The 16,260-nt window shown below is 46.6% G+C and carries 11 protein-coding genes, 2 pseudogenes and 1 riboswitch; of the genes and pseudogenes, 8 read left to right on the forward strand and 5 right to left on the reverse strand.

The window, feature by feature from the left end; all coding sequences use genetic code 11:
- Positions 1-847 precede the first annotated feature (847 nt).
- Positions 848-1,066, reverse strand: coding sequence for a VF530 family DNA-binding protein (locus R7Q48_RS05120; RefSeq protein ID WP_005396617.1), 219 nt, complete (start codon positions 1,064-1,066; stop codon positions 848-850).
- A 150-nt stretch (positions 1,067-1,216) separates the two neighbouring features.
- On the opposite strand from R7Q48_RS05120, the gene R7Q48_RS05125 reads away from it, so the two are divergent.
- On the forward strand, positions 1,217-2,140 hold the full coding sequence (locus tag R7Q48_RS05125) for a LysR family transcriptional regulator (protein ID WP_020838235.1): 924 nt from the start codon (positions 1,217-1,219) through the stop codon (positions 2,138-2,140).
- On the opposite strand, the gene R7Q48_RS05130 is transcribed toward R7Q48_RS05125, so the two are convergent.
- Both R7Q48_RS05130 and nfsB read right to left on the reverse strand, forming a co-directional pair.
- Positions 2,137-2,427, reverse strand: coding sequence for a putative quinol monooxygenase (locus R7Q48_RS05130; protein WP_025504417.1), 291 nt, complete (start codon positions 2,425-2,427; stop codon positions 2,137-2,139). The genes R7Q48_RS05125 and R7Q48_RS05130 overlap by 4 nt on opposite strands.
- Before the next feature lie 69 nt (positions 2,428-2,496).
- A pseudogene (gene nfsB / locus R7Q48_RS05135) lies at positions 2,497-3,140 on the reverse strand (oxygen-insensitive NAD(P)H nitroreductase).
- 167 nt (positions 3,141-3,307) lie between these two features.
- On the opposite strand from nfsB, the gene R7Q48_RS05140 reads away from it, so the two are divergent.
- The gene (locus R7Q48_RS05140; RefSeq protein WP_213873763.1) at positions 3,308-4,771 is read left to right on the forward strand and encodes a helix-turn-helix domain-containing protein; all 1,464 of its coding nucleotides are present in this window, start codon (positions 3,308-3,310) and stop codon (positions 4,769-4,771) included.
- A 129-nt stretch (positions 4,772-4,900) separates the two neighbouring features.
- A complete protein-coding gene (locus tag R7Q48_RS05145) occupies positions 4,901-7,558 on the forward strand; it encodes an alpha-amylase family glycosyl hydrolase (protein ID WP_318132185.1) in 2,658 nt (885 codons plus the stop codon).
- 84 nt (positions 7,559-7,642) lie between these two features.
- On the opposite strand, the gene R7Q48_RS05150 is transcribed toward R7Q48_RS05145, so the two are convergent.
- Positions 7,643-8,800: a D-alanyl-D-alanine carboxypeptidase family protein gene (locus R7Q48_RS05150; RefSeq protein WP_318132186.1), complete on the reverse strand. Its 1,158-nt coding sequence runs from the start codon at positions 8,798-8,800 to the stop codon at positions 7,643-7,645.
- A 210-nt stretch (positions 8,801-9,010) separates the two neighbouring features.
- On the opposite strand from R7Q48_RS05150, the gene R7Q48_RS05155 reads away from it, so the two are divergent.
- Positions 9,011-10,306, forward strand: a complete 1,296-nt coding sequence (locus R7Q48_RS05155; protein ID WP_318132187.1) for an alpha/beta fold hydrolase — start codon at positions 9,011-9,013, stop codon at positions 10,304-10,306.
- Between the two features lie 463 nt (positions 10,307-10,769).
- On the forward strand, positions 10,770-11,750 hold the full coding sequence (locus R7Q48_RS05160) for a rhodanese-related sulfurtransferase (RefSeq protein ID WP_017634441.1): 981 nt from the start codon (positions 10,770-10,772) through the stop codon (positions 11,748-11,750).
- A 68-nt stretch (positions 11,751-11,818) separates the two neighbouring features.
- On the opposite strand, the gene R7Q48_RS05165 is transcribed toward R7Q48_RS05160, so the two are convergent.
- A complete protein-coding gene (locus R7Q48_RS05165; RefSeq protein WP_005374898.1) occupies positions 11,819-12,124 on the reverse strand; it encodes a DUF6482 family protein in 306 nt (101 codons plus the stop codon).
- 108 nt (positions 12,125-12,232) lie between these two features.
- Between R7Q48_RS05165 and R7Q48_RS05170 the strand changes: the two are divergent.
- The 3 genes and pseudogenes from R7Q48_RS05170 to gbpA all read left to right on the forward strand — a co-directional run bounded on the left by R7Q48_RS05170 (position 12,233) and on the right by gbpA (position 16,229).
- Positions 12,233-13,713 (forward strand): annotated as a pseudogene (locus R7Q48_RS05170) (deoxyribodipyrimidine photo-lyase/cryptochrome family protein).
- Positions 13,714-13,793: 80 nt separating this feature from the next.
- Positions 13,794-14,294 carry a fasciclin domain-containing protein gene (locus R7Q48_RS05175; RefSeq protein ID WP_318132188.1) on the forward strand — a complete coding sequence of 167 codons (501 nt, stop codon included), beginning with the start codon at positions 13,794-13,796 and terminating at the stop codon, positions 14,292-14,294.
- Positions 14,295-14,566: 272 nt separating this feature from the next.
- Positions 14,567-14,667: riboswitch (cyclic di-GMP riboswitch) on the forward strand.
- Positions 14,668-14,765: 98 nt separating this feature from the next.
- Positions 14,766-16,229 carry an N-acetylglucosamine-binding protein GbpA gene (gbpA, locus tag R7Q48_RS05180; protein ID WP_318132189.1) on the forward strand — a complete coding sequence of 488 codons (1,464 nt, stop codon included), beginning with the start codon at positions 14,766-14,768 and terminating at the stop codon, positions 16,227-16,229.
- Positions 16,230-16,260: the final 31 nt, after the last annotated feature.

Genomic DNA, 16,260 nt, shown 5'->3' on the forward strand with positions numbered 1-16,260 from the left:
GAGCCATAGCGAGACTAAGAATCTACTTACCGCTTGCTGCAGACCATAAAGCCATGAATAAACTCAATACAATCTGAAGGAAGATTCTGATTCACGCTCGTTCCTCGCAGCTCAGAATGACGGTTCGAGTTTGGCTCTGACCTCTACAAAACCATCTAAAAAAGCGATTCCAGATAAACCTATGTGACCATCCGGAATCTCGCTTTAGACGCATCAGCAGCGCGACTCTTCCAGCCTACGCGATAAGAAAAGCTGCGTCATTCTAGCGAGACTAAGAATCTACTTGCCGCTTGCTGCAGACCATAAAGCCATGAATAAACTCACTACAATCTGAGAGTAGATTCTGAATCACGCTCGTTCCTCGCGGTTCAGAATGACGGTTCGAGTTTGACTCTGATCTCTACAAAACCATCCAAAAAAGCGATTCCAGAAGAACCTAAGTGAGTCACTCGGAATCTCGCTTTAGACGTATCAGCAGAGCGACTCTTCCAGCCGACGCGATAAGAAAAGCTGCGTCATTCTAGCGAGCCATAGCGAGACTAAGAATCTACTTACCGCTTGCAGCAGACCATAAAGCCATGAATAAACTCAATACAATCTGAGGGTAGATTCTGAATCACGCTCGTTCCTCGCGGTTCAGAATGACGGTTCGAGTTTGGCTCTGACCTCTACAAAACCATCTAAAAAAGCAATTCCAGAAGAACCTAAGTGAGTCACTCGGAATCTCGCTTTAAACGTATCAGTAGAGCGACTCTTCTAGCCTACGCGATAAGAAAAGCTACGTCATTCTAGCGAGCCATAGCGAGACTAAGAATCTGCTTGCCGCTTGCTGCAGACCATAGAGCGGTTAGCAGAATGTCTCGATGTACAGCGCTTCCACCTTATCTCTGGCCCATTGCGTTTTACGCAAAAACTTCAGAGAAGATTTGATCGACGGATCTTTCTTAAAACAGTTCACTCGAACGCGCTCATACAGGCCATTCCAACCAAAGTGTTCAACTAGTCGGGTGACGATTTTTTCTAAACTCAACCCATGCAGAGGGTTATTCGGCTGTTCGTTGCTCATGTTGTTGATCCAGTAACGATGTAAGTGGCGGGCTAATCTAACTCAAAGTGACCACTTAACCTAATGTTTTCACCTTCAAAGGCGTTTAGCTTGAATTACTTTGCTCATCTCCCCTATAGTAGCTCAAACTTCACAAACATCCTTTTCACGATGAAAGCCCTCAACGACCTCAATATTTTTGTCGAAACCGCGCGCCAAGGCAGCTTTTCAAAAGCCGCTAACAGCATGGACATGACACCTGCCGCCATTAGCGCTTCGATTAAGCGTCTTGAAGGGCAAATCGGTTTCCCGCTGTTTGTGCGTTCCACCCGAAGCCTGCGTTTAACCTCAGAGGGCGAACTGTTTTTAGACAAAACCACGCAAGCATTGGCTACATTGCAAGAGGGGTTGGATCAGATCTCAAGTGCGCGTGGTGAGTTATCTGGTCAACTGCACATTACTGCGCCCTCCGATTTTGGTCGCAATATGTTGCTCGATTGGGTGGATGAGTTCATCGATCTCTACCCAAATGTTTCCATCAAACTAGAGCTGTCCGATAGCTTGACGGATATGTACACCAAGCCTGTCGATATTGCGATTCGCTACGGCGAGCCGGCCGACTCTAATCTGGTCGTGTTGGCATTGTGTGGGGCAAACGAACGGATCTTATGTGCATCGCCAGAGTACGTAGCTACACATCCAGAACTCACCTCTCCTGCCGATTTAACGCAACACAACTGTTTGTGCTATATGGTCGCGGATTCGGTCTACAACAAATGGACGCTCACGCGTGACGGCGAGAAAGAACAAGTCGTGGTCAGCGGTAACTTGATGAGCAACGATAGTGACTTGCCACATCGGTTAGCGATCAAAGGCAAAGGCATTGCGAATAAATCGTTGATGGACATCAGCCGAGACTTAATCGAGGGAAGATTGGTGCGAGTGTTACCAGAGTGGGATTGCGGCCCAGTACCGCTCTACATGGTGTGCGCCGATCGTCGCTTACTGACGCCAACGATTCGGACTTTCCGCGACTTTATCCAACAAAAATGCTGCCAACAACGCGCCAACGTGCTGGCAACCTTCTGTCATTAGGCGATAAATCGAAGAGGACGAATCTGGGTATACTCAACCCAATCGTTCTCTTCCAATGTTTCAAGAAACGCCGCCATGTGCGGGCTTTGCAAATGCTTATCCAAGGCCTCTTGCGATGCCCAAATCTCTTGGAACATAAATAGGCCTTCAACTTTCTCGTCAAGATACAACTCGTATTGGCAACAGCCTTCTTCTTGACGAGTTGGCTCTAGTAAACCAGCAAGCAAATTCACCACCTGATCCTTGCTGTCTGGGTAGGCTTTCACTTCTGCAACTAAGTGGATCATCGTTTTATCACTCTTTTGCGATTTATATATTGATTACAGGGTTCTACGTCACCTGTAAGTAAGCTCGAATTAGATCTCGGTGAATACGGTTTCTGTGTCCCAGCGAGACTTTGGCGTTTTCGCGTTGAAGTCATCTTCCGCGTGGTAGCCCAGCGGCACGATCACAACGCTGGTGTAACCTTTTTCACGCAAGCCAAATTCTTCATCCAGCACTTTGGGATCAAACCCTTCAATTGGCACTGCATCAATTTCTAGCGTCGAAGCTCCCAGCAGCAACGTACCCACGTTGAGGTAAACTTGTTTCTCCATCCAATGGTTCGCATCTTTCAGATCAAAACGGTGCATGTTTACAAAGTAGCTACGACCACCGCGCACAGCCGCTTTCGCTTCTTCAGTTGGGAATCGACCATCTTTTTCTTCTTGCACCATTAGCGCTTCAATGTAGTCGTTATCGATGCCTGTTTTTGCACAAAACACCAATACGTGAGAAGCATCGAGAATCTTCGCCGCGTTAAACGCGTAGTTCTCTTGCGCCGCTTTAGCGATGCGCTGTTTGCCTTCTTCTGTGCTTGCCAGAATGAAATGCCAAGGTTGAGAGTTCACACTCGATGGACTAGCTCTTTAACTGCGTCGATTTTTTCTTGAGGTAGCTTGCGCGTTGGGTCAAACACTTTCGTTGAGTAACGAGATTTTGCAGCTTGTACGATATCCATGAGGTTCTCCAATTAATGAACTTAAGCTGTGTAACAGCATAACCTCATGAGATAAAGGGAAAAACCGATTTCGATTAAAAACATTTTCAAAATAAATTTGAAAATAAAACGATAAGAAAGGCTTTGAGCGTTCTCACTGAACTTCTTCATCTTTTTAGCAATAATGCATGTTTGCTCGCAACCAAACTCAACTCATGCTGCCTCAAGATAACGTTATTACATCCTTTCTGTGCAAAAAGCTCGGTCACAATCACCTTCGAATTGCCGGCGAATATTGGCACATTGAGAAGTTGGTTGCCTTGCAATGCATGATGTTGAAAGAAGCGCCTAACCTCCAAGAAGGGCTGCTTTGGTGGAGTAAAAGTGTTTCATTATTCGACCGCCGTTTGTACGTCACATTGCAACATGGTGATGCCCAAATCCATCTGCAAGTCGAATGCAGAACGGCCGATATGCCAAATTGGGCGGAGTCGGTGTTTGGCTTGCTCAAAATGCAATTGGAAATGCTTGAGCTAAGCGAATCAATACAGGTACAAATTCAAGCCAGCAATCCACTCGCGGCCGATATTTTTCTGGGGGAAACGCGAGATTCTAAAACGAGTTCAAGCGTGTTTGACCTGGTGAAACATGTTTATTTGCTGCTTTCTCACCAGCCAATTGAGCAACCAGAATTACTGAGTGTTTTGAACGCCTTGTTCATCAAAAACAGCAATTACGCGCTCAAGTTAGAGCAAGCGGCAAGGCAACTGGGCGTCTCCAAACGCACCTTGCAACGTCGACTGCAAGAGAAGCAAATGAGCTACTCTCAATGCGTTGATTTCGCGAAAAGAAAGCAAGCACTCACTTTGCTTGCCGACACCCAACTCACAACGCAGCAAATCGCCTATCAACTTGGTTACGAAGAACCATCGAACTTTCACCGCACTTTTCGTCGTTGGTATCCGTTTTCACCCATGCAGTATCGCCAACAATGTTTGGATAACCGAACTCAGCTAAATCAGCAACCGATCCGCTTGTACTACGCCAAAGCCAATACCTTCGACGATAACCACATCGACCAACCTGTCGGCAAAATCTGGATGGAAGTGGACAATATTGCGTTTGAAAAAGTGGTCTCGGTAGAATGCCGTGACCGTGATGGCGCATGGCGGCGCTACCCCGCCTTCTTCGAGCGTTTTTTAAGTCATGGCACCGAACTCTGGGCAACGACCGAACTTCCGGTGGCGCATCCCCTTACCTTTCGCCTGTGTTACGAAGTCGATGGGGAGCGTTACATTGAGAATAACCACCAGCGTGATTATGTAGTTTCTAAGGGGCTTTTAATTGGCGCAACGGAATATATTGTCCCGACTCGGCAACTTATTAACATTGGGGCGCAATATACGCTCTTTATCGAACTGGCATGCCGACTTGAAAACGTTGCGAGGATTGACTGTTACGCCGATGATGACCCCACACCTCACGCAATGCGCTTAACCAAACACTCGCTACATTATGCTTGTTGGGTGCTGCAATTATCGCTCACTCAAACTACAAAGCAGTGCCGTTTCCGCCTTTATGATGAATCCGGCAACGAGCTCGCGAAAGAGCATTACCCGATACAATATCCTATTGTGCAACCGCTCAATTAAAACTGTCGGTCAGATCAAAATCGTCTCTTCGTGACATCATTTCACGTCTTTTTTGGCGTGAAATGACACTCTCAATTTCAAACCTTTGATTTATCGTTTCCGCATTGCTGCACAACGGAGACAAAAACCGTGTTTGAAACCTTACCTAACCCTATGAATAAAATAAAAATACTCCCTATAGCGATCGCCCTAGCTCTTTCTGGCTGTGGTAGCGATGAAACTACGCCAACCGATACAGGAAGCCACGTGGCATCTCCTGATTGGCAAGACCAGATCATTTACTTCTTGATGATCGACCGTTTTAACGACGGCGACAACACGCTTAACGATCAAGGTCAGAATGAATACGATCCTACCTCAGACAAGAAATTCAGTGGTGGAGACCTGGTTGGTGTCAGTGACAAACTGGGCTACATCGAAGACCTAGGCGCTACCTCTATCTGGATTACACCGCCAGTGGCAAACCAATGGTGGGATGCCGAGCAAAACTACGGCGGCTACCATGGCTACTGGGCGCGTGATTTCCAAAAAGTGGATGAGCACTTTGGTGACATGGAAAGCTACCAAGCGTTAGCGCGAGAAGTGCACGCTCGTAATATGTTCTTGATTCAAGACATCGTGACCAACCACGTAGGTAACTTCTTCACTTACGATGACCCATACTATTACGACCCTAGCCTACCTTGCCAAGGTTTCCGTTTGATTGAAAATGCGCTGCCAGCAGGGCAAGAACTGCCTTATCCGCTCAACATGAATGAGTGTAAAGAAGACGGTACTGGCATTTACCACTGGACGCCAAGCATCACCGACCACAACGATCCCGTCCAAGAAAAAACCTGGCAACTGTCGGATCTGGATGATCTAAATACGTCCGATCCTGAAGTACGCGCTTATCTAAAAGAGAGCTACCGAAAATGGATTCGCGAAGTCGGCGTCGACGGATTCCGTATCGATACGGTGAAGTTTGTTGAACACGATTTCTGGAACGATTTCCTACACGCCGACGATGGTGTGATGACGCAAGCGGTTGATACTGGTCGTGACAACTTCCTCACTTTTGGTGAAGTATTCGAAACATCTACGCCCTACCACACCGAAGGCGAAGAGAAGATGCTGACTTACATCGGTGAAAGTGGCTCGCCGAAACAGCTAACCTCGGTACTGAACTTCCCATTGCAAGCGACCATGACGCGCGTATTTGCATCAGGGCAACCGACCGACTATTTACGTTTCCGTCTTGAGAAAATGATGGACATGTTCCCGAATCCATACATCATGCCGAACTTCATTGATAACCACGATATGCCACGTTTTCTATCGCAAGGCAGTGTCAACGATATGAAGCAAGCTCTGATCACAATGATGGCAGTGCCGGGCATCCCTGTGATTTACCAAGGTACAGAGCAAGCGATGTCAGCGGCGCGTGATGCGATGTTCGCCGGAGGGTATCGTGAAGATGGCAACTACGTAGACTCATTCGACCAAAACAGTGAGATGTACTTGTTTATTCAAGAACTTGCCAAGCTACGCACTGAAAACAAAGTCATGACACGCGGCGAAATGAAAGTGATTGGCAGCGATAAAGCGGGCGCGGGCGTGTTCGCCTTTACTCGAACGTTGGATAACGACGAAGTCTTGGTTGTGATGAATACATCCAACTCGCCGATGTTGATGAACCAACTCGATGTAGAACAAGTTGGCGGCACCGTCTTCCAACAACAAATCATGTCGAACTGGGCAGAAGCTCCAGAGCAGTTAGTCGCAGATGAAAATGGTCACGTAACCCTTGAATTGCCAGCCAAGTCAGCAGTGATTTACTCAAAAACAAGCAGCAATCAATCTGTAGATACCCCAGACCTCAATATCCGACTTGCTCAAGATTGGGAAGGACAAACCATCACTGGTGATATTGTTATCGCGGGTAGTGCGAACGCCAACGAGAAGTTGAGCCTCGTCGTCGATGGTAACTTGGAAACGGCGCAAGCCATTACTGTAGGCGATGATGGTCAGTTTAGCGTCACGCTGTCGACTCGTCACTTTGCTATTGGCGAACAACAGCACCGCTTCGCGATTTATTCCACCGAGAAAAAAGCAGGCATCGAGGACGTGAATTTTGTCTCCAACCTAAGCTGGTCAAACACGCCGGACGACACCATTGATGATGCGGGCGATGCACAAGACGGCATGGGCGGTCCTAACGGTAACTACTCGCTACCAACCGATCCAACATTCGACAAAGACAGCAGCCAACTCGCAATCAACAAAGCAGAAGTGTTTACCGTTGGCAGTAACGTACGCTTGACCTTCACTATGGACAAAATCACCGACACTTGGTTGCCACCAAACGGCTTCGACCACGTAGGTTTCACCATCTTTATTGATTTACCGGAAGAAGCCGCAACCAACTTGTCTGAGCTACCGAAGATCAACGCTTCTATGCCAAACGGAACCTGGAATCGCAATGCGGTTGTTTTTGGCTGGCAAAGCTCGATTTACAACACCAAAGGAGCAAATGCGACGACATGGGGAGAAGCCGTAACGCCAGCACCAACAGTGACAGTAGACAAAGCCAACAACACCATTTCAATGGACTTTGCTAGCGATGCACTAGGCCGCCCAGATTCGCTCGATGGTATCCGCTTCTATGTCACGACTTGGGACTTAGACGGCCTTTCGGCAACTTACCGTCCGCTAGAACAAGACAAAGGCCCTTGGAACTTCTCCGGTGGCGCATCGGATGAAAGTAAGATTTGGGACGATTTACCAATCATCACCTTGTCGGAATAAACCGTTAAATAAAACACCGCCCAGCGTTTAGCTGGGCGGCCATCAACAAAAAAATGCAGAAAGACACTTCTGCTCGTTTTTATTCTAGTTAAAGAACGATTTCACCCACAGCACCAGACTGTCCCAAAGCTGAGCGAACCACGAGCCCTCTTCTACCGCTTGGCTGCTGACCAAGGGATAACTCGCCACGGTACTGTCATCGCTTTTCCAAACGACCTTACCAATCTCATCTCCTTGCGCGATCGGCGCAATCAACGGTTCATTTAACACCACACTCTTATCAAGCCCAGTCGTCATTGAACGAGGCAGAGTGAGATAGGCATCTTTAGCGAAGATCGCTTCAACTTGATTGGCATTTCCCTTCCAAACGCGAACTTTAGACTCAACTTCCCCCTGTTTAGCAACTTGCTTGGTGTCATAAAAGCGAAAACCATAGCTGAGTAGATTCTTCGATTGGCTGATCCTAGCCTGTTTACTTGGCGTACCCATCACCACCGAGATAAGGCGCATTCTTCCTTCTTTGGCCGAGCTCACCAAGCTGTATCCGGCATTGCTGGTGTAGCCGGTTTTGCCCCCATCGACATCAATGGAATTGTCCCATAACAACTTATTGCGGTTGTACTGCGTAATGTCGTTCCACTTGAAGACTTTCTCACTGTATAGCGCGTACACATCAGGAACATCGCTGATGATCGACTGCATGAGTTTTGCCATATCGGTTGGTGAGGTTTGGATGCCATCACTATCAAGACCATGGGAGTTCACAAAATAGGTGTCTTGCAGTCCTAATTTCTCCGCCCAACCATTCATCAAGGCGACAAAGCCGCGTTCACTGCCTGCAACATGCTCAGCCAGTGCAACGCACGCGTCATTTCCTGATTGGATGATCACGCCGCGCATTAAGTTCGCAACACTAATTTCATCTTTCGGTTTGATGAACATTTTAGAAGAACCGGGAAACTTGGCCGACCACGCGTTTTCACTCACGGTGACAACATCATCCCATTTCAAACGCCCCGCTTTGATTTCTTGTCCAACTACATAAGCGGTCATCAACTTGGTTAAACTCGCCGGAGCAAGGCCTGCTCGTCCGTTATGCTCGGCAATAATGGCACCGGATTGAAAGTCCATTAATACGTAGCCTTTTGCCTGTAACTGAGGTGGGTTGGGCGTAACAACGGCAAAAGTAGGTACGCTTATTAAACAAGTCACAATTGTCCATCGAGCCAGTGACACTTTCATCCGACTTCCTCCATGCTCTTACTTTGTCGCAACTCTATTGAGCATAGCTCACTCAACCAGTTGCACCAGTCGCTAATCGTTTCATTTTCTTGAACTTACATTGATTTGACCAAGGTATGGAACTGAAGAGGCAATTGGGAAATAGCATTGGTTCTTCGCGCCATTCGCAGTAAAGTAGAGCTACCCCTCAATAAGGAAATAAAGATAACAATGAACGCTCAATCATTTATCGACGCAGGATTGCATTACACTCCCCACAGTTTTACCGTTCCTCTGGATTACCAAGACGCGAGCAAAGGCACCATTGAAGTCTTCGCCCGTGCGGTTTGCCTAGTTGGCGATGAAGAATCGACCAAACCTTGGTTGGTTTACTTTCAGGGCGGACCTGGCTTTCCCTCTCCGCGTCAAAACGGCAATAACGGCTGGGTAAAACGCGCCCTGCAAGAGTACCGAGTTTTGCTTCTCGACCAGCGCGGTACGGGCAACAGCAGCGTAATTAATCACCAGACGCTTGCTCACCTCACGCCAGAGCAACAAGCAGACTACTTGAGCCACTTCCGAGCGGATAACATCGTGCGCGACGCGGAATACATTCGTGAGCAATTTGGCGTCGAAAAATGGGCGATCTTAGGTCAAAGCTTTGGTGGTTTTTGCTCCCTCACCTATTTGTCTTTGTTCCCAGACAGCTTGCTACAAAGCTACATCACAGGTGGCGTGCCATCAGTCTCACGTCATGCCGACGATGTGTATGAAGCCACTTTCAAACGCACCATGGAGAAAAACCAAGCGTTCTTCCAACAATTTCCCAATGCACAGCAACTTTGCCAAAACATTGCGAATCACTTGCTGGAAAACGAAGAGTACCTACCAAATGGTCAACGCTTCACGGTGGAGCAATTTCAACAAATCGGCATCAACTTTGGTGTGAGTGATACTTTCTTGCCAACTTACTATTGGCTAGAAAGCGCGTTGATTGAAGTGAACGGCAAACCACAACTTCGCTATGAGTTCTTGAACGATATGTTGGCGCAGCAAAACTTCCAAACCAACCCGATCTACGCCATTTTGCATGAATCGATTTACTGCCAAAGCTTCGCGTCGAATTGGAGTGCGCACCGCGTTCGCCAAACCCGATTAGAGTTTAATTATGAATCTGGTAAGCCATTTTACTTTACGGGGGAAATGGTCTTCCCATGGATGTTCGACCAATACGTTAACCTCAAGCCACTAAAAGACGCCGCAGAAATATTGGCAGCGAAAGAAGATTGGACTGCGCTGTACGATCAAACACAACTGGCTCAGAACAAAGTGCCTGTCAGTTGCGCCGTTTACGCCGATGATATGTTTGTTGAAATGGATATCAGCCGAGAGACGCTCGCGTTAATCCCAAATTCAAAAGCGTGGATCACCAATGAGTACGAGCACAACGGTTTACGTGCCGACGGTGAACGTATTCTCGATAGGCTCATAGCCATGGGCAAACAGACCGCAGCTACGTTGAAATAAGCACGGCAGACGTTAGAAAAACGCCTTTTCAGTATGTGGTGAAAAGGCGTTTATAGCGGTTTATGAACAATGGCGATCAGTCATTCACTCTTTGTCCCTAAACCTTTATCCCTCACCACCTCATGTATAAAACTGCGACATGTCCTTTCCTTGTCAATGACTCCGGTGATTATTTGGTGCTTCTTGCGCCTAACTTTTTTGAAGGGCCTAAAACAGAATAACAACATAAATTTAAACCAAAAGTATCGGCCCCAACCTACCTGACTCACTATAATTAATGCTTATAATTTGAACACATAGCGGCTTCACCTGCGGACATGCACCCCCTATCAAAGACCGCCAGGCCCCGCCTACTCATAATATCCGTATAATTTGTCCGTATTTCCGACTAGTTTAGTCAGGTATACTTCTTGCCGCTAAAATTTTAAGGTCGTTGACCACCTGTATTTTTAAAGGAAACCTCATGAGTCAGTATGTAGTTTGTGCGCTGTACAAGTTTGTTGAGCTGAATAACTATCAAGAGCTACGCGAGCCATTACTTGCGTTGATGGAAAAACACCATATTCGCGGAACATTACTACTGGCAAGTGAAGGTATCAACGGTACTGTTGCATCTGATCGTGCAGGTATTGATACGCTACTGGAGTGGCTAAACAACGAACCTCGTTTGACTGGCACCGTATACAAAGAGTCGTATTCTGAGACCCAGCCATTCAATCGCACCAAAGTGAAATTGAAAAAAGAGATCGTAACATTAGGTGTTGAAGGTATAGACCCTCGCCACGTAGTGGGGACTTACGTGAAACCTCAAGAGTGGAACGATCTTATTGCTGATCCTGAAGTGTTTGTTGTCGATACACGTAATGATTACGAAATCGAGATCGGGACATTCAAAGGCGCTGTAAACCCAAATACTGAAACCTTTCGTGAATTCCCAGACTATGTAAAAGAAAACATGGACCCGGCAAAACACAAGAAAGTTGCGATGTTCTGTACCGGTGGTATCCGCTGCGAAAAATCAACGGCTTACATGAAAGAACAGGGCTTTGATGAGGTCTACCACCTAGAAGGCGGCATTCTTAAATATCTTGAAGAAGTTCCTCAAGAAGAGAGCATGTGGGAAGGCGATTGTTACGTATTTGACGGTCGTGTTGCCGTGAACCACCAGCTAGAAAAAGCAGATTACGATTTATGTAACGCTTGTCGTCTACCGATCACTGAAGAAGACAAACAGTCAGAATTGTTCGAGCAAGGCGTGAGCTGTCCAAAATGTCACGGCACACACTCAGAAGAACAAATTGCTCGATTCCGCGAGCGTGAAAAACAAATTGTTCTTGCAGAGCAGCGAGGCGAGCAGCATGTTGGTGGTGAAAGTGCCAAGCAAAGAGAAGCCCGACGTGCCGCTAAGTACGCGCAAAAAGAAGCGCAGCGTAAACAAGACTAAGCCCAACTCTCCTTATATTTAGCGAGCTGCCGTATGGTGGCTCGCTTTTACTACGCACCAATACTCTTTCAATACAATTTTGTATCCCTCACCAATACCTCTAGTTGATTGTCTCTTTTGCCTTCGGGTAGCCCCACCATTTCATCATAAGCACTTTGATGCACTAGAACCTGCTTATTTGCTTTGATATTCCTGCACTTCTTTTGCATCTCGATCAGGGAATGAGCCCTCAAAAAGATACCGTTGTCATCAGTGATAAATTGCGCTTCTCCATCAATCACGACAGATGCCTGGTACAATGCGAGATCAAGCGAATGAATGACCAATTTGTCTACATAGAAGTATTTTTGTAACTTACTCAATGGTATTGCCATGTGTCACCTCCCTGAAAGTTACCTCTACGTTTTGTAGAATAAAACCGATCATTGGATGAGATTTCTTCGGTTTACTTGCGTACAACATCGGAAACAAAGAGGATTCCGATGCAAACAATCAATGTCGTGTGGTTAAAGCGAGATTTGAGGCTGACTGACCATCAACCACTAACTCAAGCATTATCAACAAAGCACCCACTGTGCTTTTGTATATTGTTGAACCATTGCTATTGAACAACCCACACTATTCTGAGCGCCACTGGCGATTTGTTTGGCAATCACTGCAAGACATGGATGAAACGCTCAAAGCGTATGGGCATCGAATCACGGTGCTGTTTGACGATGCCTTAGCATGTTTCCAATCAATTCAAGCGCAATATCAAATCAACGCTGTTTTTTCTCACCAAGAAATAGGACTCAACTGCACCTTTGAACGAGACCGACAAGTTGCCGCTTGGCTGTATGAGCAGAACATCGACTGGTTTGAGTTCGAACACGGTGCTGTTATCAGAGGTGCAAAAAACCGGCAAGGTTGGGACAAACATTGGGACTCTGTCATGAGAGCCTCAATAAGCCCTATTGAGATCCAAACCGACTTATTGCATTCATTGGATGCAGAAGCTCTCGGCTGTTCGTTTTCGCCACCATCATCCTGGCTATCAAAATGCAAAGGAATGCAAACGGGAGGAAGCCGGCTCGCTTGGAAAACACTAGAGGACTTTTTTCATCGTCGAGGTCGTGATTACTATCGAAGCATTTCTAGTCCCACAGCCTCACGCACAGCCTGTACTCGACTTTCTCCATACCTCGCTTGGGGTAACATATCCTTGCGTGAAGTTTATCAATACCTTTTGAAACACTGGCAAGTCGCTGGATTTCGTCGCAGCTTAATTGCATTGTCTTCACGGCTTCATTGGCACTGTCACTTCATCCAAAAATTCGAATCGGAATACGACATGGAGTTTTACTGCGTTAATCGGGCTTACGAACCATTGATTAGACAAAGTAGTACTTTCGATGAAGAAAAGTTAGCAGCATGGAAATCCGGGCATACTGGCGTACCTTTGATTGATGCCTGCATGCGCTGTTTGCACCACACTGGTTACATTAACTTTCGCATGCGTGCCATGCTGGTTAGCTTTCTTACTCACCACATGAACATGGATTGGCGAGTAGGTGTAACGCATTTAGCGCAACTATTTCTCGACTTTGAGCCTGGAATTCATTACCCACAATTCCAAATGCAAGCAGGAGTAACCGGGACTAACACAATCCGTATTTATAATCCGATCAAGCAAGCCCAAGAACATGATCCTAACGGTACGTTCATCTACAAGTGGGTGCCTGAGTTACAAATGGTTCCTCCCCCTCTTTTATTCGAGCCCTGGACAATGACCCAGATGGAAGCTGTCATGTATCAATTGCAGCCAGATAGCCGTTACCTTGCACCTATTATCGCACCAGACAACGCAGCTAAGGCAGCAAGAGAGCGCTTATGGACGTGGCGGAAACGAGCTGATGTGAAACAAGAAGGCAGACGAATTCTTGCGCGACATGTTAGACCCTCAAAAGAAAGTAGGACGCGATGATCATCTTTCAATCACGATGCGTACAAATGCAAACACACTCCAGGGAATCCGTTGTACCCTCAACTAGTAAGGAACACATTATGTTCAAACGTATCTTAGTTATCGCGGCGACACTGATGGCGACATTATCTTTTATGCTTCCCGTCAAGGCTCATGAGCATGGCATGATGAAAGCCGATATTGTCGACGTTGCCGCTGAAAATGGCTCTTTCAATACGCTTGTTGCTGCGGTGAAAGCAGCGGGCCTGGTTGACAATCTCAAAGGGGAAGGCCCATTTACTGTTTTTGCACCAACGGATGACGCTTTTGCAAAACTGCCAGACGGCACAGTCGACATGCTCTTAATGCCGGAAAACAAAGACAAGTTAGTATCTGTTTTGACTTATCACGTCGTCCCAGGGAAAGTGATGGCTGCCGATGTTGTTAAGCTAGACAAAGCGACTACGGTTCAGGGGCAAGATGTGATGATTAAAACCATGGGCGATAAAGTCATGGTTAACGATGCAAATGTCATTGCAACCGATGTGAAAGCTAAAAACGGTGTCATTCACGTGATTGATACTGTCATCATGCCGAAATAACACCATTCAAAGGGCGGTACACTCCGCCCTTTAGACAGAACTTTTTCCACCCTTAGCACGATTCCTCTCCACTTATCCCCAACAAACCTCCACCCATTCACCATGACTATAAAAAAGATAAAAACAAAATTAAAATCAATACCTTGCAAGACGACACTGCACAATATTGACGAGGTTAAGATATCGTTATCTTTCAATTTGAGAACAGGATTCCATGTCAGTGACGTTTACTTTTCCACATGTAAATTCTTAAGCTAAATTTTGGCTGCTCAATCACATTTCGGCAAACCATTCGAAAGGGTGGGACGCAAAGCTTCCGGTCTGTCTGCATTTAAAAATCTAAAAGAATGCTCATGATAGCGGGGTTACCATGACGCAGTGTTACAGAAGTCCAATTTCTGTAGCGTTGCTTTATGCTCAGCATGCGCCGGGGTGTGACACTAGTTTGTCAGCCATAACAGAGGACATGTGATGAAATCATTTCCAACCAAATCCGTACTCGCGTTAGCACTTGCAAGCATTAGCTCAGGTGCTGCGGCTCACGGTTATGTATCAGAAACCAATGGTGGTGTCGCTGCAAGTCGCTCGGCACTATGTAAGTATCCAACGCCAGATACTAACGAAAAAAATAATAACTGCGGTGCGATTCAATATGAACCGCAAAGCGTTGAAGGCCCTGATGGCTTTCCCGAAACAGGGCCTCGCGATGGTAAAATAGCGAGTGCCGAAACCGCTTTAGCAGCTGCCCTTGATGAGCAAACTGCCGACCGTTGGGTAAAACGCACTATTCAAGCAGGTACACAAACTTTTGAATGGACATTTACCGCTAACCACGTGACGCGCGACTGGAAATATTACATCACCAAGCCTGATTGGAACCCAAACGCTTCACTATCACGAGACTCTTTTGATCTAACTCCTTTCTGTGTCGTCAACGGCAATATGGTTCAACCCCCGAAACAGGTAAGCCATCAATGTAATGTGCCTACTCGCGAGGGATACCATGTCATCCTGGCAGTATGGGATGTTGGCGACACTGCAGCCTCATTTTATAACGTGATCGATGTGAAATTTGATGGTGACAGTCCCGTTATTCCAGATTGGAAGCAAGGCGGTCAAATTATTCCTACAATGGATTTAAATATTGGGGATTCGGTTTATACGCGCGTATTTGATCAAGCAGGTGAAAACATAGCGTATAGAACTGAACTAGAAATTACCGATGCAGCAATGGGCCAAGCGAAAAACTGGTCTTACGCACTCGCGACTAAGCTAAACCAAGAACAAGCAAAACTGCAAGCCGGGCAGTATGCAGAGGATAAATTCACTCCTGTTTATGGTACTAATCCGGTGTATCTGCAAGCAAATAGCGGCCTTGAGCGAGTAGAGATCGGCTATAACATTGAAACTCCTGTTCCAGAATACTCACTCACAGTAGATGGCTTAGCAGACGAATATATCATTGAGTCAACACCGACAACGTTGGATCTGACACTAACTGCTGAAGGCGATTTAAATGCAGAACTCACCGTTTACAATCACCATCGCGAACCACTTGCAAGTTGGGCAAACGAAATGAAAGACGGCTCGGTAGAAGCGATATCGCTCGCTTTAAGTAAATCGGAGCCGGGTCACCATATGCTCGTAACACGTATTAAGGATAAAGATGGCAACTTGGTGGATCAGCAAACGCTCGACTTTCACTTAAAAGAAGATCCAGTAACGCCACCACCATCTGGTGAGTACGATTTTGTCTTCCCTGAAGGACTATCTAGCTACATGGCGGGCACAAAAGTGCTTGCCAGCGACGGGGGCATTTATCAATGTAAACCTTTCCCATACTCTGGTTACTGTATGCAGTGGAAAGAAAGCGCAAACCATTACGAGCCTGGAATAGGTTCACACTGGGAGATGGCTTGGGATAAAGTCAACTAAATCACCCTTTGAACGTTACGCAAAAGAGCCT

Source organism: Vibrio sp. 378 (assembly GCF_033339435.1).